At 61.1% G+C, this 22,627-nt stretch carries 25 protein-coding genes, 1 pseudogene and 1 riboswitch; of the genes and pseudogenes, 16 read left to right on the forward strand and 10 right to left on the reverse strand.

Translation table 11 applies throughout. From position 1 onward, the window contains the following. Nucleotides 1-42 precede the first annotated feature (42 nt). From LMT64_RS12700 to LMT64_RS12710, 3 genes are all read right to left on the reverse strand, one after another. Complete coding sequence (locus tag LMT64_RS12700) at nt 43-1,011, reverse strand: vWA domain-containing protein (protein ID WP_126353466.1); 969 nt, start codon at nt 1,009-1,011, stop codon at nt 43-45. A gap of 108 nt (nt 1,012-1,119) precedes the next feature. Then, nucleotides 1,120-1,896, reverse strand: coding sequence for a CRISPR system precrRNA processing endoribonuclease RAMP protein Cas6 (gene cas6, locus LMT64_RS12705; RefSeq protein WP_126353468.1), 777 nt, complete (start codon nt 1,894-1,896; stop codon nt 1,120-1,122). Between the two features lie 138 nt (nt 1,897-2,034). Next, nucleotides 2,035-3,306 carry a hypothetical protein gene (locus LMT64_RS12710; RefSeq protein ID WP_170166062.1) on the reverse strand — a complete coding sequence of 424 codons (1,272 nt, stop codon included), beginning with the start codon at nt 3,304-3,306 and terminating at the stop codon, nt 2,035-2,037. A 56-nt stretch (nt 3,307-3,362) separates the two neighbouring features. On the opposite strand from LMT64_RS12710, the gene LMT64_RS12715 reads away from it, so the two are divergent. From LMT64_RS12715 to csx2, 4 genes are all read left to right on the forward strand, one after another. Then, nucleotides 3,363-4,368, forward strand: a protein-coding gene (locus tag LMT64_RS12715; protein WP_229253120.1) for an IS630 family transposase whose coding sequence is annotated in 2 segments (ribosomal slippage) — nt 3,363-3,830 and nt 3,832-4,368 — 1,005 coding nt in all. Because the reading frame shifts where the segments join, the coding sequence is not laid out codon by codon here. 26 nt (nt 4,369-4,394) lie between these two features. Further along, on the forward strand, nt 4,395-4,682 hold the full coding sequence (locus LMT64_RS12720) for a transposase (protein WP_229253533.1): 288 nt from the start codon (nt 4,395-4,397) through the stop codon (nt 4,680-4,682). 14 nt (nt 4,683-4,696) lie between these two features. After that, the gene (locus LMT64_RS12725) at nt 4,697-5,554 is read left to right on the forward strand and encodes an integrase core domain-containing protein (protein ID WP_229253570.1); all 858 of its coding nucleotides are present in this window, start codon (nt 4,697-4,699) and stop codon (nt 5,552-5,554) included. Then, entirely contained in the window at nt 5,499-6,686 is a 1,188-nt protein-coding gene (gene csx2, locus LMT64_RS12730; RefSeq protein ID WP_126353643.1) for a TIGR02221 family CRISPR-associated protein, read from the forward strand. The genes LMT64_RS12725 and csx2 overlap by 56 nt, the downstream gene beginning before the upstream one ends. A gap of 112 nt (nt 6,687-6,798) precedes the next feature. Here csx2 and LMT64_RS12735 read toward each other — a convergent pair whose 3' ends face one another. Further along, entirely contained in the window at nt 6,799-7,767 is a 969-nt protein-coding gene (locus LMT64_RS12735; protein WP_229253521.1) for a tyrosine-type recombinase/integrase, read from the reverse strand. Nucleotides 7,768-8,178: 411 nt separating this feature from the next. Between LMT64_RS12735 and LMT64_RS12740 the strand changes: the two genes are divergently transcribed. The 4 genes from LMT64_RS12740 to LMT64_RS12755 all read left to right on the forward strand — a co-directional run bounded on the left by LMT64_RS12740 (nt 8,179) and on the right by LMT64_RS12755 (nt 9,504). Next, on the forward strand, nt 8,179-8,421 hold the full coding sequence (locus LMT64_RS12740; protein WP_126353641.1) for a hypothetical protein: 243 nt from the start codon (nt 8,179-8,181) through the stop codon (nt 8,419-8,421). Further along, on the forward strand, nt 8,418-8,753 hold the full coding sequence (locus LMT64_RS12745; protein ID WP_126353639.1) for a type II toxin-antitoxin system PemK/MazF family toxin: 336 nt from the start codon (nt 8,418-8,420) through the stop codon (nt 8,751-8,753). Before LMT64_RS12740 ends, LMT64_RS12745 begins: the two co-directional genes overlap by 4 nt. Before the next feature lie 89 nt (nt 8,754-8,842). Further along, on the forward strand, nt 8,843-9,085 hold the full coding sequence (locus LMT64_RS12750; RefSeq protein WP_126353638.1) for a type II toxin-antitoxin system Phd/YefM family antitoxin: 243 nt from the start codon (nt 8,843-8,845) through the stop codon (nt 9,083-9,085). Beyond that, nucleotides 9,085-9,504 carry a type II toxin-antitoxin system VapC family toxin gene (locus tag LMT64_RS12755; RefSeq protein ID WP_126353636.1) on the forward strand — a complete coding sequence of 140 codons (420 nt, stop codon included), beginning with the start codon at nt 9,085-9,087 and terminating at the stop codon, nt 9,502-9,504. The genes LMT64_RS12750 and LMT64_RS12755 overlap by 1 nt, the downstream gene beginning before the upstream one ends. Here the strand turns inward: LMT64_RS12755 and LMT64_RS12760 are convergent. Then, entirely contained in the window at nt 9,485-10,123 is a 639-nt protein-coding gene (locus LMT64_RS12760) for an ATP-dependent helicase (RefSeq protein ID WP_170166071.1), read from the reverse strand. The two genes, LMT64_RS12755 and LMT64_RS12760, sit on opposite strands and share 20 nt — an antisense overlap. A gap of 434 nt (nt 10,124-10,557) precedes the next feature. On the opposite strand from LMT64_RS12760, the gene LMT64_RS12765 reads away from it, so the two are divergent. Together LMT64_RS12765 and LMT64_RS12770 are read left to right on the forward strand one after the other, a co-directional pair. Next, nucleotides 10,558-10,845 (forward strand): transposase, encoded by a 288-nt coding sequence (locus tag LMT64_RS12765; protein ID WP_229253522.1) that lies wholly within the window; start codon nt 10,558-10,560, stop codon nt 10,843-10,845. 2 nt (nt 10,846-10,847) lie between these two features. After that, nucleotides 10,848-11,717: an integrase core domain-containing protein gene (locus LMT64_RS12770; protein WP_229253523.1), complete on the forward strand. Its 870-nt coding sequence runs from the start codon at nt 10,848-10,850 to the stop codon at nt 11,715-11,717. A gap of 438 nt (nt 11,718-12,155) precedes the next feature. Here the strand turns inward: LMT64_RS12770 and LMT64_RS14330 are convergent. The 5 genes and pseudogenes from LMT64_RS14330 to LMT64_RS12790 form a co-directional block, all read right to left on the reverse strand. Next, a pseudogene (locus tag LMT64_RS14330) lies at nt 12,156-12,239 on the reverse strand (hypothetical protein); the annotation flags it as partial. A 20-nt stretch (nt 12,240-12,259) separates the two neighbouring features. After that, nucleotides 12,260-13,030 (reverse strand): UvrD-helicase domain-containing protein, encoded by a 771-nt coding sequence (locus LMT64_RS12775; protein WP_126352757.1) that lies wholly within the window; start codon nt 13,028-13,030, stop codon nt 12,260-12,262. After that, nucleotides 13,020-15,197: a transposase gene (locus LMT64_RS12780; protein ID WP_229253524.1), complete on the reverse strand. Its 2,178-nt coding sequence runs from the start codon at nt 15,195-15,197 to the stop codon at nt 13,020-13,022. Before LMT64_RS12780 ends, LMT64_RS12775 begins: the two co-directional genes overlap by 11 nt. A gap of 698 nt (nt 15,198-15,895) precedes the next feature. After that, nucleotides 15,896-16,255: a hypothetical protein gene (locus LMT64_RS12785; RefSeq protein WP_126352755.1), complete on the reverse strand. Its 360-nt coding sequence runs from the start codon at nt 16,253-16,255 to the stop codon at nt 15,896-15,898. Further along, nucleotides 16,252-16,809, reverse strand: a complete 558-nt coding sequence (locus LMT64_RS12790; protein WP_126352754.1) for a ParA family protein — start codon at nt 16,807-16,809, stop codon at nt 16,252-16,254. Before LMT64_RS12790 ends, LMT64_RS12785 begins: the two co-directional genes overlap by 4 nt. A 136-nt stretch (nt 16,810-16,945) precedes the next feature. Continuing rightward, nucleotides 16,946-17,061: riboswitch (TPP riboswitch) on the forward strand. An 87-nt stretch (nt 17,062-17,148) separates the two neighbouring features. Here LMT64_RS12790 and thiC point away from each other — a divergent pair. From thiC to LMT64_RS12820, 6 genes are all read left to right on the forward strand, one after another. Then, nucleotides 17,149-18,912, forward strand: coding sequence for a phosphomethylpyrimidine synthase ThiC (thiC, locus tag LMT64_RS12795; protein ID WP_229253525.1), 1,764 nt, complete (start codon nt 17,149-17,151; stop codon nt 18,910-18,912). Further along, nucleotides 18,905-19,636 (forward strand): thiamine phosphate synthase, encoded by a 732-nt coding sequence (gene thiE, locus LMT64_RS12800; RefSeq protein WP_126352753.1) that lies wholly within the window; start codon nt 18,905-18,907, stop codon nt 19,634-19,636. Before thiC ends, thiE begins: the two co-directional genes overlap by 8 nt. A 27-nt stretch (nt 19,637-19,663) precedes the next feature. Next, nucleotides 19,664-19,891 (forward strand): sulfur carrier protein ThiS, encoded by a 228-nt coding sequence (thiS, locus tag LMT64_RS12805; RefSeq protein ID WP_229253526.1) that lies wholly within the window; start codon nt 19,664-19,666, stop codon nt 19,889-19,891. An 85-nt stretch (nt 19,892-19,976) separates the two neighbouring features. Next, entirely contained in the window at nt 19,977-20,774 is a 798-nt protein-coding gene (locus LMT64_RS12810) for a thiazole synthase (protein ID WP_126352751.1), read from the forward strand. Nucleotides 20,775-20,779: 5 nt separating this feature from the next. Then, on the forward strand, nt 20,780-21,658 hold the full coding sequence (locus tag LMT64_RS12815; protein ID WP_229253527.1) for an NAD(P)/FAD-dependent oxidoreductase: 879 nt from the start codon (nt 20,780-20,782) through the stop codon (nt 21,656-21,658). Nucleotides 21,659-21,675: 17 nt separating this feature from the next. Further along, entirely contained in the window at nt 21,676-22,467 is a 792-nt protein-coding gene (locus LMT64_RS12820; protein WP_126352749.1) for a hydroxymethylpyrimidine/phosphomethylpyrimidine kinase family protein, read from the forward strand. Nucleotides 22,468-22,627 lie beyond the last annotated feature (160 nt).

A 22,627-nucleotide genomic window follows, 5' to 3' on the forward strand; every position in this document is an offset into this window, starting at 1 on the left:
AAGGTGCGTGCGGCCCAGGCCGTATGTACCCTCCGTTCGGAATCAGCGAACGGTGACGGTAAAAGGCGCCTTGACAGTGGCCGGCGCTTTACCGCTGGCTTCAACCACCACGTTAAAGTTGCCGGTGACGACCGTGCCACTGGCCGGCTTCCCCGTAAAGCTCAGCTGGATGCATCCCTGAGCGCGCAGGGCGTTGTACATGCGGTCGAAAAACGCCTCGAGGTCTTTGGCATCGCCGGCTTTTTGGAACAGGCCACCGGTGCCGGCCGTGATGTCTTCCAGGTCACGGAAATTCACGTTATTGCTGACGTCAAGCCCGATGGCGTACACGGGCGTTCCATTTTTATTGGCAGTCTCGATGACTTGCCGAACGCTGTAGTAGCTCCAGTTGTCCTCACCGTCACTGAGAATCAGCACCTTGCCGTTTTGACCGCCGCTTTGATGAACGAGCGTGCAGCCGTCGATGACGGCGTCAAAAACGGGAGTACCGCCACCGACAAACGTCGCTTTGTCGACCGCGCTTTTGAGAAGCGTCTTGTCGCTGGTAAAGCCCTGCCACAGTTTGGACGCCAGCAGGTCGTCAGACGCGGCCGTCGACCCGTCGAACGACAGGACCGCAGCCCGGTCAGCCGCGCTCATGCGATCAAAAAACCGCTCTGCCGCAGCGCGGCGCAGTTCCTGCGGGTCGTTGTCGGCCATGCTGCCAGTGCTGTCGAGGCTGATGCTGGTGGTGATCACGTCCTGTGCCTGGACCTGACCGCAGATGGTGGCCGTGGCCTGACCAGCGCTGAGGTCGCTGACGGTCACGCTCTTCAGTACGGCGTTACTGACGATATCGTTGCCATTGAGCGGGGTGAAGCCGACCTGGTAGGTATTGTTGTCGACAACCCTCACCCCGTTGACTGTACCTGTGGTGGCCGCAGGTTCGGTGGGGGTGGACCCGGTGGACGTGTTGCAAGACGCCAGCAGGGCGCTGCAGGCAATGACCGTGACAGAAAGCAGTTTACGCATGATTGATCTCCTCCGCTCGTTGGAATTTATCTGACTGGGGCATTTCTCACGTTAGGGTCCATTCCGGAGCAGGGCAAGCACATTTGCGCGGACGCGGCCGGCGGTGCGTCACGCGTCCGTCTCGTTCGCCGGTTTGACGCGCCGGCGTTCGAGCGAGATGGGACGGACCTCACCGATCTCGATGCGTCCGAAGCCATACCCGGTCTGCGTCCCAACGCCGACCCGGGCGCCAAACCGCAGCAGCGCCAGAGCGTGAGACGCTTTGGCGCTCAGTTCGTAGCTGGCTGCGCCGGTGAACGCAGGGATGTGGACCCGGCCGTGATGCCGGTGGAGCAGGATTTCGGTATCCCTCAGTTGAAGACGGAACAGGCGGATCTGATCATAGTCGACGCCTGCCATGTCGGGTCCGAAACGGCTCCAGCGCTGCGCGAGTCCCCCCCACATCAGTTGCGGCGAAGGCCAGCGGACCACTGCGCCGTTGTGCTTGAACGCGGTAACGGTGGTGAACTGGACGTCGACCCGTACCGGGCGGCGCTGCAGAGGCTCGAGCAACTCCTCAAAGTTCCAGCGATCGCGGGCGACAGCGCTCAGTTCGCCATGGACCGTCACCTCGCCGCGGCGCGTCAGTGGCTCGCCCAGGGCCCACGCGGCAAGCAGGGCCTCGGTCACCTCATCCTGCAGGCTATGGACACGGAATTTGATTTCTCGGTCGTCCTGTGGTCCAAGTTCCAGCGCAAACGGTACCACCGGAGCCTGGTGGATGTTCTCCGACAACTCAGGCGACACGCGGGTCAGCGCCTCATAGAAACTGGCGTGCAGCGCCTCGTGCGGACGCGGCGGACCTGGGGCGTCAAGGCGAACGGTATAGGTCAGGGTATCGGGCATGGTCAGTCCAATCTGGTGCGATTTGGGCCGCGTGCGAGGTGGCCGCGGACAGGCGGCCCGGCTAGGGATTTCTGGCCGGCGTCCGGCCCCATCGCTGCTTGTGGCTGGCAGACGGCAGGTGGCGCTGACACCAGCGGGTCACGCGGTTCTTTCTGCCGCTGAGGCGGCTGGGGGCGTGACAGGCGCAGCGCTTAGAAAATCATCCGGGAAGAGATAGATGTTCGCTTTTTTGACCTTCTTGTTCTGCTCGTCGGTGCCACGGAGCACATACCAGTCGAACTTGAAGCCGCGGCGCTCGCGGGCATCTTCGGGAATGCGGCGATTCTCGTTTTTCAGCAGATGGCTGGCGAGGACAAGGCCCTTGCTGAAGCGGCCGAGAAACTCTCCGAACAAGTAGGTGTCGTGCTGCTCACTGTTCTTCTCTGAAAACGCGTCGGACAGGTTCGGTTTGACTTCGATCACGTAGATGTCGTAGCCGTTGACCAAAACCAGATCCGGCGTCTTTTTCAGACTGGACCCACCCTTCCCGGTCGCGGAGATATCCTTTTTCTGTTGGCCGTCCCATTCGCAGATCGATATGGCCGGCTCGTTGATGACGTGGACCCCCCGCTGTTTCAGGGCACGGTTTGCCTGCCAGTAGGCGTTGTATTCGCGGGCCTTGCCGGCGATTCTGTTGTTGCGTTGCCGTTTCGAGATGCCCTGCTCAAAAAATGGTTTGAACTTGTACCGTTTTCGCCATAGCTTCAGGAACTCGTCCAGGAGGTCTTCATTTTTCCAGTCTGCCGTGACGCGCTGGGCCACTTGGAACAGATCCTCCTTGTAAGGATCCGGACGTTGACCTGTCAGCTGAACGCCGTGAAGGGCGAACAGTTCCTCGGGGTCGACCGGGAACCATTGACGTTCGAGCGACATACGGCGCTGAATGTCGGTGACCTGTTTTCCAACGACGTACGACATCGTGACGTCCTGGTCTGCGGCGGCCTGATAGGCCGCGAGGGCCATCAATTTGGTGCCTCCATTCAGCTGCCGCGTCATGCCGTCGCTGTGGTCGATGATGTGGCGTACCGTTTCCATCAATTCCTGGGGGTGGAGATGATCGACGCCGGCAACCGCGACTTCCAGATCAGGTACCTTGTTCTGAAGCAGCCGCCGCAGGCGGTAGGCGACCGGCTCAGTTGTACCGGAGGCCAGCAGCACCACCCGGCTGAACAGGGCGGGGTCGAAGTCGACCAGGGTGGGAACCGGCTGTTCACCCAGCAGAACCGTCAGAGTCGGCTTGCGGCGGTCCAGCTGGGGAAGCTGATGCACGAAATCCGGCCGCCGCTCAGATGGAGCGTCTCCATAGGTACTGAGCTTCGCGCTTCTCGCCATAGCGCAGGACGGGTAGTGGTACGCGAAATCCTTCCACATCGGCCCCGCTTTTTATTGATAGCGGCGCAAGTATGCGCTGCTAAACTCCAGGGACCATGGAATGGCAACCGAACCAATATTCTCGTGCCCAACTTGAGGAGCGGCGCCTGGCTGCTACCGAGTGGCTGCAGCAAGGCAGCCACACACACCGCGAAATCGCTGCTCACTTTGGCGTCTCCGTGCTCACGGTGACTTCTTGGAGTGCTCGGCTCAGAAAGAAGGGAAGCTTGCAAGCGACGGTCAGCTCTGGTCGTCCTGCTCGACTGACTGAGTCTCAGCACGACCAGCTTCGCACCCTCCTGCAGGAGGGTGCTCTGCAGCATGGGTTTCCTGACGAAACCTGGACGACAAAACGTGTGGCAGAGCTCATCGGGCGGCACTTTGATGTGTGGTACCACCATGATCACGTCCGCAAAATCCTACGAAAGTTGGGTTTCAGCCCACAGATGCCAGATGGGCGGGCCGCTGAGCGGAACGAACTTCGGATCGCATCCTGGCGGGAACAGGTGCTGCCGGAGTTGGAAAAAAAAGGTCGCTGAGGGAGCCACAATCATCTATCTGGATGAAGTCGGATTCTCTCTGAAAGGAGTCCAGCGACGGACATGGGGGGTGAGGGGCGTCACGCCCCTGGTCAAGCTCAGAGCAAACTGGGAGAAGCTTTCAACGATTGGGGCGATCACTTCAGATGGACGATTCTTCCAGCACACAATATCCGGAGCGATCCGGAGTAGAGAAGTCATACGATTCTTTGGGCACATCCTGCGCCAAGTTCAGGGGAACATCGTCGTGGTGCTGGACAATGCGAGAATTCATCACGCGAAAGTAACCCAGGCGTTCGTGGGTTCCCACGAACGCCTCTCTCTGATCTTTCTGCCTCCGTATGCTCCAGAGTTGAACCCGATCGAGTTGGTGTGGGCCTACGTCAAGCGCAATGTGTTGGGGAACTTTTGTGCCCACTCCATAAGAGCGCTGAAAAAGAGGCTTGTCACCGCCTGGCAGCGGGTCCGCTATATTCACCTGCCCCGTCAGCTTATGGACGCCAACTTACGCCGTTATCAATAGGAGGGTGGGCCCACTGGAGGGAAGATATGGGAAAACAGCGCAAAACCTGGTCACCTGAACTCAAGGAGCAGCTTGTTCTGGCTGTCCTGAGCGGGGAGCACACCATCGCAGAAGCTGCTCGTGAATACGAGGTCAGCGAGAGTTTGATTCATACCTGGCGGGCCCAGTTTCTAGAGGCGGGCCGTGCCCGCCTCCAGGGAGCCAGGCCGGATGCGGCTCAAAAGAAGCTGAAGAAGGAAGTCCAGCAGCTTAAAGCCATCATTGCCGACAAAGAATTGTCGCTCTATATCGCAAAAAAAATCCGGGGTCTCTGAGCATAGATGGGCTCTTGGCGTGTTACCAGGAGCTGCTCAGAGACCACCCGAAGCTCAGCCTCAGTCAATTTGCGGCTGAGGTTGAGCTTCCATATCATGTCCTGCGTGATACCCGGCAGAACGCAGAGCGTTCTGCACAGCGGACGGAGCGACGTCAGCACGTCCTGGAAGAGGTACGGCTGAAAGCCCTTGAAGAGCCACTCAGCGGCTACCGTCTGATTTATCAGGCCCTACAACAAGATGTTCTGCGGCCTGCTCCGGGCCTCCATACTGTTCGTCGCTGCATGGTGGAGTTGAAGGTGCAGCGCCCAGTTCCCAGAAAGAAGCGCCGTCCATCGGCATGCCCTACCTCTATCGTTCTCTGGCCAGCGGGCCGCCGAGTTCAGGTCGATGCCATACGGCTCAGCTTGCCGGACGGGATCTGCTGGGCTTACCTCGTTCTGGACGTGGAAAGTCGCGCACTGCTGCACATTGAAGTGGTCCGGAATCTCTCTGCCAGCAGCGCGGTGGCCGCGCTGCAACAAGGAGTCCATGTGCTGCACCATCTCGGTATAGACGAGCAGCTCCTGATCATGACTGATGGTGGCTCAGATTTTACGTCTGGCGCATTCCAGGCGGCCTGTCAGGAGCCGGGCAACTGGGTACGGGCCAAGGTCTCACAGAAGCGAGGAATGGGCATCCTGGAAAGGCTCAACCGGACCTTCAAATATGACGGCGTCTTCCGGGAAGAATTGACGAATATTGCCCAGCTTCGTGCGTTCAGCACGAAGTTTAAAAACTGGTACAACTCTGGAAGGAGACATTCCAGTCTGGGGTATGCCTACCCCTGGGTTAAACTGCTGGAAGCTACGGAATCTTCGAACGTGGCCTGAAGGATTTTCCGTACCACTACCCGGAATCTTCGAACGTAGCCTGAAGGATTTCGCGTACCACTACCGAGCACTCCACCCGGATGCTACGGTCAAGTTGCTGGCTACGGAAACGGCTAAAGCGGGAGCGAACGGTGATTATGTGCGGGCACATCATCCGGAGTTCGAATTTGTCCCCATTCCAGAAGGACGAGACGAAGCAGAGGCCTGGAGGCTGTTTCAGGTGATTGCCGAAACCATCCCGGCCAGTTCGCGAGTCATCTTCGACATCACCCACGGTCTGCGTTCGCTGCCTATGCTGGGCTTCCTGGCGCTGTCCTACCTGCGGGTGGTCAAAGACATTCAGGTTGAGCGGGTGCTGTATGGAGCACTGGAGCTGACGCCCCGCGAAGAAGGAGCTCTGACGCCGGTGATCGATCTGACGCCCCTTGTGATGCTGCTGGATTGGGCCCAGGCTTCCGAAGAGTTCCTGCGAACCGGAGACGCGAGGCCGATGACGGCCCTGATGGACAACCAGAACATGGAGTCGCTCGCGCCGCTGCGCCGGCCGCTGGAAGATGTGTCGGCCGCCCTGGCGTTTCAGCGACCAGCACAGACCGCTCAGATGGCTGAGCAACTTCGCAAGGAGCTGCAAAAGGCCAAGAAGGCCGATCTCGAGCACCCTGTGGTCACCCTGATGCTCGATCACATCGAAGACCGGTTCGCGGGCATCGCGCATGGCAGCGACGCATTCTCCGCGCGCCATGAACAGGTGCTCTTAGGCCAATTCGCACAGATGAAATTCTATGTTCGGGGTGGCCAATACGCTCAGGCCACCGAACTGGCATACGAATGGATGCGCAGTATTCAGATGTGGCGCCTTGGGCGACCTTCTAAACAGAACCTATGGGTTTCAGCCAAACGTCCGAGAGAGCTGGCAGACAGCAGCATGCGCCCTATGGAACAGTGGCAGGACTTCCGGAGAGTCAGGAACCGCATTCGTGACCTCCGAAATGCCTTTGCCCATTTCAATGAATACAAGTCCCAGTTCGGTGAACAACTGGAAGATCCACGGGCCCTGTCCCGGGAAATCGAAGAGATTGTTCTGATAGACCTCCCCAAAATCCTCGGGCCGTTGGGACTGCGGCTGGAGTGAGCCTATCGGTGGCCGGCCACCGATAGGGCCGCCGTGCTGTGCATGATGGACGATCCGCTGCAGAACCGTCTACTGGACAAAGCAGCTTGGAGACGGGTATGTCCGGCAACCGTTACCACCCCTCCAGCGCCTCGTTCAGTGCATCATCGGCCCACTTGGCATAGATGCGGGTGGTCTCCAGGGAGCTGTGGCCCAGGTGACGGGCCGCATGTTCCAGATTTCCCGTCTGCCGGGTGAGCCTGGTTCCAGCATAGTGCCGCATCGCATGCCACCCGAGATATCTGACTCCCGATTCCTGGCAGAGTCGTCTCAGTCGTTGCCGCGCTGCAGTCTGCGTTGCGCCAATGACAGGCTCCTGTCCTCCGGGCTGGGTTTGCTCGTTGAGGAGGAGCAGCTCGTTCTTCAAACTGGCACTCAGGTGGACGTTCCGGACCTTTCTCCCTTTACCTGTCACCGTCATCTGAGCGGCAGACAACTGAACGTCACTCCACTTCAGGGCCACCGCTTCGGAGATGCGCAGTCCACCGTGGGCGCAGAGCAGAATCAGGACTCGGTCTCTGAGGCCTGCATATCCAAGAAGGCACAGCAGTTCATCATCCCGGTAAGGTTGCCGCTTGTCCCAGGGAGCGGTGTTATCCGGTGCGGGACTCAGGTCGGCCAAGGGGTCACTGTCCGTGACCCCCGCCCAGCGTAGCGCCTTGTAAAAGGCGCGGGCGGCGGCGAGGTGGACCTGCACCGTACTGGGGGCCAGTCCTTCAGCCTCCAGTGTCCTTATATATAAGGCACCACTGTCGCGACTCGGCCGCAGCAAGCTGACCGCTCTCACCTGAGCGAAGTCCAAATACCTCGCGATACCTTGCCGGTAGGTTCTCAGCGTCCTTGATGAAATAGCGGCCCCGGCTTTGCCAAACAGTGCCAGGTGGGCTTCGGTGAGTGACCAGAGCTGCTGGGGATCGTAGGTCTGACCTGCCAGGACCGCTCGGCGGCGGCGCTCGTCCTGTGGGAGTTCGGCCCACTCACGCGAGTTGCCGAGCGGGCCATCCTGAAAACGTACCAGCTCGAAAGTCGAGGAGTCGTTCACGTTCACAGCTTCAGCTCCCTGATTTCCGGAGATAACAGTCAAGGTACCGGGCTGAGCTGAATACGGTCGAAGTCATGTCACGGCCTTTCTATTCGGGATTTGGAGAATATGCGTCCTGGAGAGGGTTTTCACACTTGCGGCAGTTTGTGATTGTCACAGCGCCTATGTCAATCGAACGAGGAATGTAGGCCAAGACAGGAAATGTCGTTGTCACAGTACGGGGCAGGCCGCTCATTGTGACAAATCTTAGACAGCTCCATTCGATGTATCTATCTTCTAAATCTACCTTACGCCAAGAAGAGTTGGCATAAAGTAAAGGGTGAATGTGGTCCTGGCTTCACTTCACTTCTGATGAGGTGCACTATTTGGTAGGCAATTTTTTAACCACTCTTAGTGTGCCAAAATATAGACATGACTCATTCTACACGCAGGCACATTGCCTTTGACACTCAAACGCTCCAGTTCTTAGAGCAGTATCAAGAGCGCCACGGACTCCCATCTTTCAGTGCCACGATTGAAGCTGCCGCTGCCGCTCTACAAGAACGCGAACTTCGCGAAGGGTATGAACGCTTTGCCCGGGATTACGCTGGGGACGAACAGGCACGGCAGGAAGCTGAAGCCTGGCTCGGTCTCCCGATGCAGGAGCAGGGATGAAACGTGGTGACATCTATCAAGTCGACTTCGAGCCGAGCGTCCAGGGAGAGCCGGCCAGAAGCCGTCCTGCGGTCATCTTGACGAACGACTTGGCGAATGAGGCGCTGCCGCATCTGGTCGTTGCTCCCATCACCAGCAACGTCAGCCGGGAGTATCCGTTTGACGTGATGCTGCCCGTCGGCACCTGCGGACTTCCGGAAACCAGCCGCGTTCAGCTCAACTACGTCCGTGGGCTCAACCGCAACAAGTTCGGAGCATATCTCGGCAGCCTGACGCGAGCACAGATGAGTGAACTTGACCGCAAGCTCAAATTGCATCTTGGCCTGAGCTGAGCGGAGTCGCCGCACCGCACCCAGGCTGGGGGGGTAAGCCACAGAGGGCTCTGTCTGGAATGTAGTATTGTTTCTACAAAGGAACAACTATGACGACTATTAGTGCCCGTGAGTTCAACCAGCAGGTCAGCAAGGTCCGTAAAGCCGCCTCTAAAGAACCGGTCTTCATTACCGAACGCGGAGAGCCCAAACATGTCTTGCTGAGTATCGAGGCCTATGAAGCCCTCACCGGCAGTCAGCGGAACATCGCCGACCTCCTGGCACTGGACGAAGACATCGACTTCGAACTTCCACAGCGCTCCGAGCTCACCCGCGCCGCGGAGCTGGACTGATGTACCTGCTGGATACCAATGTCATTTCGGAACTGCGCAAGGTGAAGTCAGGACGGGCGAACGAAGGAGTCGTCGCCTGGTCGCAGACGGTGACGACGGCAGAGCTTTACCTCTCCGTCATCACGGTCCAGGAATTGGAATTAGGTGTCCTGCTTAAGGAACGCCGTGATCTACAGCAAGGAGCAGTACTTCGAAAATGGTTGGACGGCCAGGTGCTCCCAGCCTTTGCAGGACGCATCCTACCGATCACCCTGGAGATCGCCCGGCGAACAGCGAATCTGAACGTTCCCCAGCAGCGGGCCTTTTACGACAGTCTGATTGCGGCGACGGCCCTGGAGCACGGCTACACCCTAGTGACCAGGAATGAAGCGGACATGCAGGGAACCGGCGTCGAGATCGTCAATCCCTTTCAGTCCTGAGTGCCTTCGTCTCCCAACCGTCGTCAAGGACTGTCGATATGGCTGCCTCAAAATCCATCGGGGTCATGTCGGCCTGCTCGCTGGGCCTGATGTACATCGAGGGCCGCACCTCTCGCGGCTCCTGCGTTTCCGCTTGTTGTGTGCTCCAGAACGCTTGCTCATCTTCTGTCAGCGGAAAAGGTGGGGGAGTGTCCGGAGCCGTATTCCACCAGCGATCCAGCAGGAGATTTCTGATTTCCGGTGAGGAAGTATATTCCTGCTCCCGGTCTAGATTCCGAAAGGTGTCCGCTGCCCGCTGCATGGGAGCCCCGCAGCCGGGTATGGCGTCGGTGGGCGTCTTAACGACGGCAACTGATGGTTCGTAAAGGAGCACGAGGCTCTCCTGGGCGCGACTCAGGGCCACGTAGCGTAGCCGCGCCTCTTCGGGAGCGCTGTGATCGGTGTCCGCTGCCGGTTGCCAGCGCCCCCGTACGAACTGTCCATCGGGCGACCAGTACTGCCGGTACCCTTTGTTATGCGAGTCCAGTTCGTTGCTGACGACCACGATGACGTGGTCCCACTCCAGCCCTTTCGCACCGTGCATGGTCTGAACGAAATCGGCGGTCAGTGGCCAGGGCATGAAGTTGCTCGCTTTAGTAAACTTCTCTTCCCTACTCAATTCTGGGAGCCTCTGCAACTCCAGATCCAAGAATCTCGGTAGGTTACCCGGTGAATTCCGATACTTGTCTGAACCGGCGACGCGCCTGTGGATATCGTCCAGAATCTCCCACCATCTCAAGACTTCAGCGAGGATAGTTTTATCGAACGTCTTGCTGGCGTGGAAACCGCCGGCTTGCATGGCTTGGCTGAACTCTTCTCGGCCGATTCCGCAGACCCAAGCTTGGTCGAGCCACGTCTGTTCGGCCGTGAGCTGTTCCTGCTCATCCTCGCCGTCGTGCGCAGGGAGCAGGAGGGAGAGCGGGTGATAAGGCAGGGGTGGTTTGGTAGTGGTACGCGAAATCCTTCCACATCGGCCCCACTTTTTAGGAGGGTGGGGCACACTGGAGGGAAGATATGGGAAAACAGCGCAAAACCTGGTCACCTGAACTCAAGGAGCAGCTTGTTCTGGCTGTCCTGAGCGGGGAGCACACCATCGCAGAAGCTGCTCGTGAATACGAGGTCAGCGAGAGCTTGATTCACACCTGGCGTGCCCAGTTTCTGGAAGCGGGCCGTGCCCGCCTCCAGGGAGTGAGGCCGGATGCAGCCCAGAAGAAGTTGGAGAAGGAAGTCCAGCAGCTCAAGGCCATCATTGCGGACAAGGAATTGTCACTCTATATCGCAAAAAAAATCCGGGGTCTCTGAGCGTGGATGAACTCCTGGCGTGCTACCAGGAGTTGCTCGGAGACCACCCGAAACTCAGTCTCAGCAGATTTGCTGGCGAGGTGGAGCGTCCATATCACGTCCTGCGCGATGCCCGGCAGAACGCAGAGCGTTCTGCACAGCGGACGGAGCGACGTCAGCACGTCCTGGAAGAGGTACGGCTGAAAGCCCTGGAAGAGCCACTCAGCGGCTACCGTTTGATTTACCAGGCCCTGCAACAAGATGCCCAGCAGCCTTCTCCTGGCCTCCATACCGTCCGTCGCCACATGGCGGAGTTGAAGGTGCAGCGCCCGGTTCCCAGAAAGAAACGCCGTCCATCGGCATGCCCTACCTCTATCGTTCTCTGGCCAGCGGGCCGCCGAGTTCAGGTCGATGCCACACGGCTCAGCTTGCCGGACGGGATCTGCTGGGCTTATCTCGTCCTGGACGTAGAAAGTCGCGCACTGCTGCACATTGAAGTGGTCCGGAATCTCTCTGCCAGCAGCGCGGTCACCGCGCTGCAACGGGGAGTCTATGTGCTGCACCATCTCGGCATACACGAGCAGCTCCTGATCATGACTGATGGTGGCTCAGATTTTACGTCTGGCGCATTCCAGGCGGCCTGTCAGGAGCTGGGCCACTGGGTACGGGCCAAGGTCTCACAGAAGGGAGGAATGGGCATCCTGGAAAGGCTCAACCGGACCTTCAAATATGACGGCGTGTTCCGGGAAGAATTGACGAATATTGCCCAGCTTCGTGCGTTCAGCACGAAGTTTAAAAACTGGTACAACTCTGAGAGAAGGCATTCCAGTCTGGGGTACACCTACCCCTGGGTTAAACTGCTTGCAGCTACGGAATCTTCGAACGTAGCCTGAAGGATTTTCCGTACCACTACCTTTCTCTCCGAATTTGACGTCTAGGTACAGCCGGGCAGCGGTATATATTCGCTCCCTATCTTGCTGCTCTCCGTACAGGCTGAGTTGCCTGCGGAGCGCGTCCCGTTGCTCCTGGGTTCTGACCAGGACGACTGTGCTTGGCTGCTGTCCATCCTGATACGTTTTCCAGAAAGTTGCTGCGACCCTGCGGAGCATCTTCGATCTGTCCAGCGAAGCGCCCGCGTCATCCTTCCCGTCGTCCGGCCGGGCCGTGGACCAGTACTCCCGGGTTTCTCCGGGAGGTAGCGCCGAGGCCGCCAGCGCCAGATGCCGCCGGGGGGAACGGAAGTTTCGGCTCAGGTGAAAACGGTGGTCTGCCTGCGCTTCCAGCTGCTGCATGAGCTCAGGGCGGCCTCCCTGAAAGCCATAGATGCTCTGCTGCGGATCGCCGACCACCCAGAATTCGCGGCCAGCCTGCGCCTTCCAGAGCCCCAGGAACATCTGATGCTGCAAAGGGGACATGTCCTGATACTCATCACTGATCAGCACCTCGGCGCCGGGGAGCAGGTCGGCACCGTTCTCCTCAATGTCGACCCAGGCTTGCCAGAGGTAGGCCAGGTGGGTGGTTCGGTAAGTAGAGGGCTGATCTGATCCTGCGGACGGTTCTCATTGAGCAGGTCCACGGTCCGGATGTACTCCTCGACCACCTGGCGGTACAGAGCGTACTGTGGCGTATCAACCTGACTGGGCAGGGTATTGGCCAGATAAGCGATCCAGGCCAGCACGCCCCTCAGTTCACCGCTCTCACTTCTCAGCGGGTAGCCGAACTTCCGCGCCAGCTCGTAAAGTCGCCGGGCGACCCGCTTGTCTGAGAGCAGCTCAGCTTCGCCGACTGCGCGGACGTCATGGTAGATGGGTGGTCCCTGGTAAGCGTCGTCAATGTAATAGGCAGGCTCTCCAAGGACGGATTCGTCGAAGCGCAGCAGGCCGGCTTCTTCGGCAGCCCTTTTCACAGCGTCCAGGCGTTCTCTGAGGTGACGGTAGCTCAGGGCATGTAATGTTTTGACCAGTATCTGTGGACTGCCAGCATGTACCCCAGTTCGGTGTAGTCGGTCGGTGATCTCTAGCGCGACCTTACGGCCGAACGGCACGACCGCGACTTTGACCGCAGGATCCTGCTGAAGAAGGTGATCGAGCCGGTCGACCAGGACCCTTGTCTTACCGGTACCGGCCCCTGCGCGGACAACCGTCAGTGGAACGCGCTGAGCCGTGACGATCTCCCGCTGCTCGTGCGTGAGCGGCTTAACGTGCATGGCACACTTCCTCAAGGATATTCAGGGCTTCCCGTCTGTTTCTCCGGCGAGTCTGCCAGACCGGTAGGGATTTCAACCAGCGCAGCTCCCGGCGGCTGCGGGCCAGAGACACCCCCTCGCGGTGCAGCTCAAAGCCCCGGACGATAGCAGCCCACTGATGGCCGATCTCGTCTACGACATCTCGGTGTCCGTACCGGTAACTCTGCCTAAGACGGTGCTGCTCGTCGAGGCCCTCTGGTACGGAACGCGAAGTCATCCAACGTTGCAGTTCCAAGGTGAACTGTAGAGTGTCAGCGGCTTCATAGAGTTGCAGCGCGGTCTGCTGCTCCTGATAGGCCCGGGTGAGCGACTCGGATTCCCTGAGATAAAGCGCCCGAAATCGGTCCGTTTTAGGCCGCCGTCCCTCACGGACCTGCAAGATTCGTCGGTGATAGCGGTAGCGCTTAGACCTTTGGAGCCTCAGCGGCAAGGTGGAGGAGTAGGACCGGATGACGTCACCCAAGGCTGGGTAAGCGAGCTGTGAAAACGAGAAACGGTCCAGCGCTGTTCGGGCTGTGATCAGGGGAGCGAAGGACCAGTCCAGGCTGTGGCAGAGGCTCTCCTGACCAGGGTGCAGCTCGGCGAGGAATTCCGGTGGATGACCTGCTGGGGGCTGGTCAAGTCGCAGGATACGTCCGCTCTTGGCGTCGGTGAGCACCCACAGGGGCTGCCCGCGCCAGCGCGTCCGGAGCAGCCCCAGCTGCCGCGGCAGAGGCGGGAGACGGCGCTGCTGACCGACCGGCCCCAAGATGGCCTGGATACGCTTGATGCTCAGGCCCGTCTCCTGGCGAACGCGCTGCTGACTGTTGCCGCGTCGCCATTCCCGCTGCACATAAGCCTCCAATTCCTGTGTCCGGGCGGCGACCTCATCTGCTGCCTCCACCGTCACCGTCTGCCGGCATCTGCGGCACCTGGCCGTGCCGTGGTAGTAGAGCAGGCGCGTGGGCCGACCCCCAAAAGGAAGCGTCTGCACGGTAGAGCGGCGAGGTCGGGATAGGCGGTAGTCGCTCGGCCCACCGTCCTCGCTGCACTTGCAAGGCGGCAAGGCCGTGAGGTCCGGGCGCACTTCGAACTTCCAGGGCGCCGGACTCTGTACGTTCAGACCGAGCCGGTGGATCGCCCGGACGCTGAGGATCCGGTGGTCGCTACGAACCTGACTGCGTGAGAATAGCCGCCGCAACTGGCCAACCATGTTCTCGACTGGTCCGCTGGTCACCCGCTGGTCACCGTGACGCTGCTCGAAATAGCTGAAGATCTCCGCTTCCCACTCGCTGTACAGGTGAATGAGCCTCTCGAAGCCGAGAAGAGGCGGGCGGCCCTGGCGGTAGCGCCACTGACTCAGGTCTGGCCGCCGAGCATCGTAAAGGGAGTAAGCCCAGCGCCACTGGAGATAACGGTCCTTGGCCTCTTGGGGGGTCTGCGCGTTCCAAACCTGAGTGAGCTGTCTGGTCAGACGGAGGAGAGGTTCAAGGTCGATAATGTTCGACTCGTCGCCGTGAAACGGGCCGTAATTGAGCGGCTCAGGGACCCGGCCGGATTGCAGGAACTCGAAATAATCTGTGGTCAGCATCGAGAGGTAATCCCGGATCTCGGTGTCGCCGGAGGACGTCGCGGCATATTCCTGATGCTGCAAGTAGAGGAGCTGACCTTCTTCCCGTAGGGCCTCAGTGACCTTGGCCTGCAGGTGGAAGCGGTCGGTGACCTGTTTGGCCTGATCCCCGAAGACCTGACGGACCGCGCGGCGGTAATCCTCCCACATATCGGTGGCGATGACTGGAGTCCAGGGGGCTCCCAGCTGCTGCTCCCGAAGAGTGCGCAGTTCTTCTAAGCAGCGAACCACCGTCTCCAACTCGCGGTCAGGAAGCAGGTCAATCAGCTTCCTGCTGTCCATGTTCATGACGACAGCATAGATTTCGCCCTGCCAGACGATCTCATCGATTCCGACATGCTGCATGCCTTCAATTCGCTCCGGGGCTGTGGCCTGCAGTCGGCTGAATTCCTCGTCCAGACCCTTGGTGACTGCTCGCCAGAGTGTCGGCTCGGACAGACCGCACCAACGGGCCAGGGAGGCGCTGCTTTGCCCTTGCAGATAACGGCGGGTGACCTCATCCAGCAGGCGCTGGGTCATCTTGATGCCGCGCCGACGCTTACCTGCCTCTGGTGCGCTGCTGTCTAGACCAGCTTGAAGCCCCGCCAGAGGCTGGGGAAAGCGGCAGAGGTGACCCTTCCCCCCTTGCCAATGGAAATAGTCCACCCAGAGTTCGGATGGGCGGTCGCCCCAGGGGAGATCCGCAAGCGTAGCGACCCCCTGTCTCCCCTTGTAGATCCGCTCGCCGCAGAGACAGGTCTGTGGATTCTCCGACTGCTTCAAGCGGGCCATAAAGATCCCCCTATCACCCGTTACCTGACCTTCCTGGACAATCAGCTGGTCTTCCAAGCCGGTCACGAGGGGTGGGTACACAGACAGACTCAAGGTACAGCCAGTTTAACGGAAGGGAATAATCACGGTAGTAAAGGGCGAATTACATAGATAAAGCCGTTGCCTTCATCACTCCCTCAGGTATTTGCTCTGCAAATACCTCGTCTCCCCCTCTCACTAGGCTCGGTCACCCCCTGCCGAACTTCGTGAATTTTTCCCCAGCCTAAGCTGGAGCTCAAGCTCCACTTTAAAATATTATACTTGGTATAATTTTATAACTAAACGAAAGAGCGCTTTAAGGCAGAGGGTGGATACTGGCCACTTCACCAGGAGGGCGGCGGCGCTCCAGAGGGTCAGCGGAATGGTGAAGAGCGCGCCATAGGCCTGGCCATGCTGCACGACTCGGACTAACTGCCGTGGCGATGCAGGTATTCGTCCAGGGCTTGATGCATCACATCCTGAATTTTCTGACCGTTCAGCGCCACATGAACTTTTAGACGGCGGTGCAGACTGCGCGGTAGGCGGGTATTGAATGACTCCAGTGGATCGCTGACAGGGTCTGCTGTGACTGGATTGCTGGAGGGAGCCGGGGCAGCTGCGGGAGGAAGACCGGCTTCTGGCAATGGCGGTGTCATATCTACCGGAGCTGGCGCAGACGCGACCTGAGGGCCAATCAACTCGGCGGTGCCGCCGGGTGCAGCTGACTCGTTCTGGTTCATCCGCTCTTTCATGGCTGCACCGATGCTGAATCCTTTTTTGCGGCTCATTTCAGGGCCTCCTGAAGCGCTTCACCATATTCACTGAGGTCTTCAGGTACCAGGCCAAAAGACCGCTCGAACTTGACCAGATGCGGAATGATGCCATAGACCGGCAACTCTTCCTCTTCCAGAGCACTCTGCATTTCTCTGCCCAGACTGCCTCTGGCCTGGGTCAGCAAGATTCCCCACTGACCGGCAAACCCAGAGGCGGCCAGCGCGTCCAGCGTCGGAATCAGGCGGTCAGCTTCCAGGGCATTGCATTTGGCAACCACGATGACGCGAGTGGCGATACGGGCGGCCTCACCTAGGGCACGCGGGTCGTTGGGTGGAGTATCTACCACCACCCAGCCGTGCTTTATGGCCTGGGTCTGCTTGCCGTCAGGGTACACCTGAAAGGGGAGATCCCCTGCTGCCCGCGCCCAAGCGCCAGCGCTGCCTTCAGGGTCCTTGTCCAGAATCGCCACGTCCTCGCCCCTGGCGGCCAAGAGGGCAGCGGCATGTAAGGCGGTCATCGTCTTGCCGACACCACCTTTACGCGAAAGAATCGAAATCACTTCTGCCATAAAGAAAGGTTACAAGAAAGAAAGCAAGTTTGAAAGTGCCATCACTTGAAAGAAAGCTAGAAAGAAAGACAGATTGCAAGCGAGGAATGGGGCGGTTCCTCTGCTTGACCCGCGCCCCAGCGCGTGGCACACTCCGAGACATCACTCGGGGTGCCCAGCGTGGCTGAGAGGAGAGCAGGCAGACACCGCCTGTCCAACCCGTTGAACCTGATCTGGCTAAGACCAGCGGAGGGAACGTGATGCGCGTGAAAAAAAGACACACTGTAAGGTCTGACCTGCCCCATGGGGGCGGATCATGGCTGTCTGCTGCGCCTTCCTTCCGTCAGGACTGGAGGCTGCATGAGCGCCACACTTGACAAGACCAAATTCAGTAAAAAGGATGCCGGGCGTGAACTGACCGGCCTGACCCTGGGGCCATTCCCGGGCAGTGATAAGGCCTACTTGGAGCACCCTCAGCGACCGGACATTCGCGTGCCGGTTCGGGTGATCCGTCAGAGCCCCACCCAGGAACACCTGGGCAGCTTGACCCGCTCGGTCCCCAATCCTGATGTGTATGTGTATGACGCCAGCGGGCCGTATAGCGACGCTGCCGCACAGATTGACCTGGAGCGCGGCTTATCGCCGGTCCGGACTTGGGTCAAGCCGCGTGGCCGCACCCAGATGCAGGCCGCCCGCGCCGGAGAGATCACGCCCGAGATGGAATACATCGCCCTGCGTGAAGCGATGCGCCAGCCTGAGGACGGTGGCCTGACCCATCAGCATCCCGGCTTCGGGCACGGCTTTGCCATGCCGCGTGAGATTACCCCGGAGTATGTCCGCGCCGAGGTGGCGCGTGGCCGGGCGGTGATTCCCGCCAACGTGATGCACCCGGAGCTGGAACCGATGATCATCGGGCGTGGGTTCCGGGTCAAGATCAATGCCAACATTGGCAATTCGGTGGTCCGCGCTTCTATCGTGGATGAGGTCGAAAAGCTGATCTGGGCCACCCGCTGGGGCGCGGATACGGTGATGGACCTCTCGACCGGCCCGGAGATTCACCAGACGCGGGAATGGATCGTCCGCAACAGCCCGGTGCCGATCGGTACGGTCCCGATCTATCAGGCACTGGAAAAGGTGGGTGGCGTGGCCGAGGGCCTCACCTGGGAGATCTACCGGGACACCCTGATCGAGCAAGCGGAGCAAGGCGTGGACTACTTCACGGTGCACGCCGGGGTGCGTCTGCCCTGGCTGCCGCTGACCGCGAACCGCCGCACCGGGATCGTGTCGCGGGGGGGATCGATCCTGGCCCGCTGGTGCCTGGCGCACCATCAGGAGAACTTTCTGTATACGCACTTCCGCGAGATCTGCGAGATCATGCGCGAATACGACGTGACCTTCAGCCTCGGTGACGGGCTGCGTCCCGGTTCCATTCAGGACGCCAATGACCAGGCCCAGTTCGCGGAGCTGCAGACCCTGGGCGAGCTGACCCGCATTGCCTGGGAGGAGGGCGTGCAGACCATGATCGAAGGGCCGGGGCACGTGCCGCTGCACCTTATCGCGGAAAACATGACCCGCGAGCTGGAAGCCTGCCTGGAAGCGCCCTTTTACACGCTGGGGCCACTGACCACCGATATTGCGCCGGGCTACGACCACATCACCAGTGCCATTGGTGCGGCGACCATCGGCTGGCACGGAACGGCGATGTTGTGTTACGTGACGCCCAAGGAACACCTCGGCCTGCCCGACCGCGAGGACGTGCGCGAAGGGGTCGTGACCTACAAGCTGGCCGCCCACGCCGCCGACCTCGCCAAAGGTTTTCCTGGGGCGCAGTACCGCGACAACGCCATCAGCAAGGCCCGCTTCGAGTTCAGGTGGGAAGACCAGTTCAATCTCAGCCTGGACCCCGAGCGCGCCCGCGCCTTTCACGACCAGACGCTACCTGCCGAGGCCGCCAAGACCGCGCACTTTTGCTCCATGTGCGGACCGCAGTTCTGTTCCATGAAGCTGAGTCAGGACCTGGCGGGTGACCTGCAGGCCTACATGGCCGAGGGCCTGGCCGAGAAGGCGCAGGAGTTCCGCAGCCAGGGCGGAGAAATCTACGCGGCGGCGCGGGACGATGGATAAGCGTGGCGCGGGGAGCAGAGGGCAGAGGGTAAAAGATACAGTCACCGGCCCTCAGTCCTCGGCCCTCGCCCTGGGCCGCCTCTACCTCGTCGCCACACCCCGCCCCGGCCAAAGCGAAGCTGATTTGCTGGCCCGCATTGCGGCGGCTCTGGACGGTGGAGTGGACACCCTGCAACTGCGCTGCAAAGACTGGGAGGCGCGGCCCTACATCGCCCTGGCCGAGCGGGTGCGTGAGTTGGCTCACGCCCGCCGCGTTCCCTTCTTCGTGAATGACCGGGCAGACGTGGCGCTGGCTGCCGGAGCCGATGGCGTCCATCTGGGGCAGAACGACCTGCCTGTGACCTGGGCCCGCCGTCTGGCGCCGGAACTGATGATCGGGCGCTCCACCCATGCCTCTGAGCAGGCGACCGCCACACTGGCAGAAGCTCCCGCTTATTTCGCCTGCGGCCCGGTTCACACGACCCCCACCAAACCAGGCCAGGCTGCGGTGGGCCTGGACTACATCCGCCAGGTGGCCGCGCTGAATCCGCCGTGCCCCTGGTATGCCATCGGCGGGATAGATGCCGGGACCATCGGGCAAGCGCTGGACGCCGGAGCCAGCCGTGTGGCGGTGGTCCGGGCTGTACTGGACGCGCCGGACCCGGCCGAGGCGGCTGCGGAGTTGATGGGGGCACTCCATGAGGCAGAACGTCGCAGGCAATGGACTGAAAGCCCAGCGACCTGAGCCCATTTCATTCTGCAAGGAGCCTCCATGCCTTCACACGCTGACCCTCAATTGCCCACCTTGACCTTCAATGGCGACCCCTACCCCCTGACCCCCGGTCTCACGCTGCTGGAACTCCTGCGGCAACTGGACCAGGAGCCGGCGCGCGTGGCGGCAGCCGTCAATGACGACTTTTACGCTGCGGGCCACCTGCCTGACCGTGAACTCTGCCCCGGCGACGTGGTGGATGTGGTGCGGATGATGGTGGGGGGATAGCGGCGCGGACAGACCAGAAGGTGGAGGCGGGGAGACCTGAGCCCGTGTGATCCGCCGTCGGTCCTCACTTCAAGGAGCTGAATCCATGACTGATCAACTTATGATTGCCGACCAACCCTTCCCCAGCCGTCTGATGCTAGGCACTGGCAAATATCCTGACTTCACCGTGATGCGTGAGGCCATTGAGGCCAGCGGGGCGCAGATCGTGACCGTTTCTATTCGCCGGGTAGAGCTGAGAAGTGCTGGGCATGACGGCCTGCTGGAGGCACTGGACTGGGACCGCTACCAGCTGCTTCCCAACACTGCCGGATGCCGCACGGCTGAAGAAGCCCTGCGGGTGGCCCGGCTGGCCCGCGCCGTGACCGGGACCAACTGGGTCAAGCTGGAAGTCATTCCTGACCCGCGTTACCTGCTGCCTGATCCGGTGGGTACCCTGCGGGCCGCTGAAGTACTCTGCGCCGAGGGCTTTACCGTGTTGCCTTATGTGCAGCCCGACGCGGTGCTGGCGCGTGAGCTAGAGCGTGTGGGCTGCGCCACCGTAATGCCACTCGCCTCACCCATCGGGTCCGGACGGGGACTGCTGACGGCCCCGCTGATCCGCACCGTGCTGGACGGGGCCAGCGTGCCGGTTGTGGTGGACGCTGGCTTGGGCGTCCCCAGTGAAGCGGCGGCAGCGATGGAACTGGGCGCAGACGCCGTGCTGGTCAACACTGCTGTGGCGGAGGCCCGTGACCCGGTGGCGATGGCCCAGGCCTTTGCGCTTGGCGTACAGGCGGGCCGCGCCGGGTATCGGGCGGGCCGCATGGGGGTGCGCGACACCGCCAGCCCCAGCAGTCCGCAGATGGGCGTGGTGCGCCTGCCCGACCCGGAGGTTCCAGTCTGATCGCCGTGGTGGGCGCGGGCCTGATCGGGTCAGCGGTGGCCTGGCAACTGACCCAGGCCGGGGCCGAAGTGCTGGTGTTGGACGCAGGCCGGGCCGGGGCCGCCTGGAAAGCCGGTGCGGGAATGCTTTCCCCCCAGGGAGAGCGCCTTGCAGGCACGCCGCTGGAGCAGGACGCGCAGACCAGCCTGAGCCTCTGGCCGGAGTTTGCCCACCGTCTGTCAAAGGGGGCTGGCTGGACGGTGCCGCTGACCTTTGGCGTAGAGCATCTGCAACCAGACCGCAGTGTCTATGTATGCCCACACGAAGCCCGCACCTGCCCGCCACTGGTGGTGGCCGCGGCCCGAACTGGGCTGAACCTGCGCTGCGCCGAGGTGCAACGCCTCTTGCCAGTGCGCGGCGGGGTGCGGGTCTGCACCTCTGAGGGGGAGTTCTGCGCGGATCAGGTCGTGCTGGCCTGCGGTGTCTGGACACGGGCTTTCGGGGTTAAGGTGGCGGCGGTGCGCGGTCAGGCGGTGTTGCTACAGACCCAGCCCGGCGCCCCAGCCCGCTTTGCGCCGCCTGGCGGGGGCCATGCTCGTTACGGCCTGGGCCGCCCGGACGGTTTATATATCGGGGCCACCGCGCGGGCAACCGACAGCCACCGCCCCAGCGTGCGCGAGCGCGGCTGGCTGCTGGGCGTAGCCAGTGAGCTGTTTGCGGATCAGGCATGGCCCCAGTGCTGGGCGCGTGACCTGGTGGGGCTGCGGCCAGTCAATCCTTTTGGCCCGCCGCTGGTGGCGCCACATCCCACCCTGCCGCGTGTCACGGTGGCCACCGGGCATGGGCGGCACGGCGCACTGCTGGCCCCACTGACAGCCCGCCGGGTGGCGGAGCTGGTGCTGTGACCACTTCAGGAGATGTAATGAACCAACCAGAAACGGTGTCCCCGTCTAAACCCATCGTCCTGACCATCGCCGGGTCGGATTCAGGGGGTGGGGCCGGGATTCAGGCTGACCTCAAGACCTTCCAGGCGTTCGGGGTATTCGGCACTTCGGCGCTCACGCTGATCACGGCCCAGAACACACTGGGTGTGCAGCAGGTTTATCCGTTGCCGCCGGAGATGATCGCCGCGCAGATTGAGGCGGTGCTGTCCGATCTGCCGCCCCAGGCGATCAAGATCGGGGCGCTGGGCCAGGCCGACATCATTGGTGCGGTGGCGGAAGCGCTACGCGGCGTGGATGTTCCGGTCATTCTGGACCCGGTCATGGTGGCCAAGGGGGGCGCGTCACTGCTCGACCCGGCAGCCACCAAGGCGCTGATTCACGGTTTGCTGCCGCTGGCGACCCTGGTCACGCCCAATCTGCCGGAAGCCGAGGCACTGGGCACGGCGCTGGACGGCAAGAATGTGCTGCTGAAAGGAGGTCACGCGGCAGGAGAGACCGTGATGGACTGCCTGCGCTGGCAGGGTCAGGCGTCCCTTTTGACTGCTCCCCGTCAGTACACCCGCCACACCCACGGCACCGGGTGTACCCTCTCGGCGGCGATTGCGGCAGGGCTGGCGCTGGGGTTGGAGTTGCCACAGGCGGTCGCTGATGCACATGCCTATGTGGCCCGTGCCATCGCCGCTGCGCCGGGGCTGGGCAGAGGACACGGACCCCTGGAGCATGCGGTCAGGCCAGAGAGAATTGGGATAGATTCGGCGGCTGAAAGGTGACTGCGCCTGCCGAGCGACCGGCATAGAAGGTCGGCCACGGCACGTCGGCACCGGATGGCAGTCATGCTGGACAGCGGTAGGCGTTCTGCCAGGAGGCGTGCCGGACAGCAAGCAAGCCTCGCCTGCAAGGTATGTTGTTCTGAAGCGGCCTCAAGTCCAT

The organism is Deinococcus radiophilus (assembly GCF_020889625.1).
Classification (GTDB): Bacteria; Deinococcota; Deinococci; order Deinococcales; family Deinococcaceae; genus Deinococcus; species Deinococcus radiophilus.

Excerpts from the sequence above, each read along its gene's own strand:
- cas6 (WP_126353468.1), bottom strand. The coding sequence starts at position 1,896 with ATGCCCGATACCCTGACCTATACCGTTCGCCTTGACGCCCCAGGTCCG.
- LMT64_RS12775 (WP_126352757.1), bottom strand. The coding sequence starts at position 13,030 with ATGCACGTTAAGCCGCTCACGCACGAGCAGCGGGAGATCGTCACGGCT.
- LMT64_RS12750 (WP_126353638.1), top strand. The coding sequence starts at position 8,843 with ATGACGACTATTAGTGCCCGTGAGTTCAACCAGCAGGTCAGCAAGGTC.
- LMT64_RS12785 (WP_126352755.1), bottom strand. The coding sequence starts at position 16,255 with ATGAGCCGCAAAAAAGGATTCAGCATCGGTGCAGCCATGAAAGAGCGG.
- LMT64_RS12710 (WP_170166062.1), bottom strand. The coding sequence starts at position 3,306 with ATGTGGAAGGATTTCGCGTACCACTACCCGTCCTGCGCTATGGCGAGA.
- thiC (WP_229253525.1), top strand. The coding sequence starts at position 17,149 with ATGAGCGCCACACTTGACAAGACCAAATTCAGTAAAAAGGATGCCGGG.
- LMT64_RS12780 (WP_229253524.1), bottom strand. The coding sequence starts at position 15,197 with ATGACCCAGCGCCTGCTGGATGAGGTCACCCGCCGTTATCTGCAAGGG.
- LMT64_RS12760 (WP_170166071.1), bottom strand. The coding sequence starts at position 10,123 with ATGCCCTGGCCACTGACCGCCGATTTCGTTCAGACCATGCACGGTGCG.
- LMT64_RS12790 (WP_126352754.1), bottom strand. The coding sequence starts at position 16,809 with ATGGCAGAAGTGATTTCGATTCTTTCGCGTAAAGGTGGTGTCGGCAAG.
- LMT64_RS12720 (WP_229253533.1), top strand. The coding sequence starts at position 4,395 with ATGGGAAAACAGCGCAAAACCTGGTCACCTGAACTCAAGGAGCAGCTT.
- LMT64_RS12810 (WP_126352751.1), top strand. The coding sequence starts at position 19,977 with ATGACTGATCAACTTATGATTGCCGACCAACCCTTCCCCAGCCGTCTG.
- thiS (WP_229253526.1), top strand. The coding sequence starts at position 19,664 with ATGCCTTCACACGCTGACCCTCAATTGCCCACCTTGACCTTCAATGGC.
- LMT64_RS12740 (WP_126353641.1), top strand. The coding sequence starts at position 8,179 with ATGACTCATTCTACACGCAGGCACATTGCCTTTGACACTCAAACGCTC.
- LMT64_RS12755 (WP_126353636.1), top strand. The coding sequence starts at position 9,085 with ATGTACCTGCTGGATACCAATGTCATTTCGGAACTGCGCAAGGTGAAG.
- thiE (WP_126352753.1), top strand. The coding sequence starts at position 18,905 with ATGGATAAGCGTGGCGCGGGGAGCAGAGGGCAGAGGGTAAAAGATACA.
- LMT64_RS12700 (WP_126353466.1), bottom strand. The coding sequence starts at position 1,011 with ATGCGTAAACTGCTTTCTGTCACGGTCATTGCCTGCAGCGCCCTGCTG.
- LMT64_RS12765 (WP_229253522.1), top strand. The coding sequence starts at position 10,558 with ATGGGAAAACAGCGCAAAACCTGGTCACCTGAACTCAAGGAGCAGCTT.
- csx2 (WP_126353643.1), top strand. The coding sequence starts at position 5,499 with ATGCCTACCCCTGGGTTAAACTGCTGGAAGCTACGGAATCTTCGAACG.
- LMT64_RS12745 (WP_126353639.1), top strand. The coding sequence starts at position 8,418 with ATGAAACGTGGTGACATCTATCAAGTCGACTTCGAGCCGAGCGTCCAG.
- LMT64_RS12820 (WP_126352749.1), top strand. The coding sequence starts at position 21,676 with ATGAACCAACCAGAAACGGTGTCCCCGTCTAAACCCATCGTCCTGACC.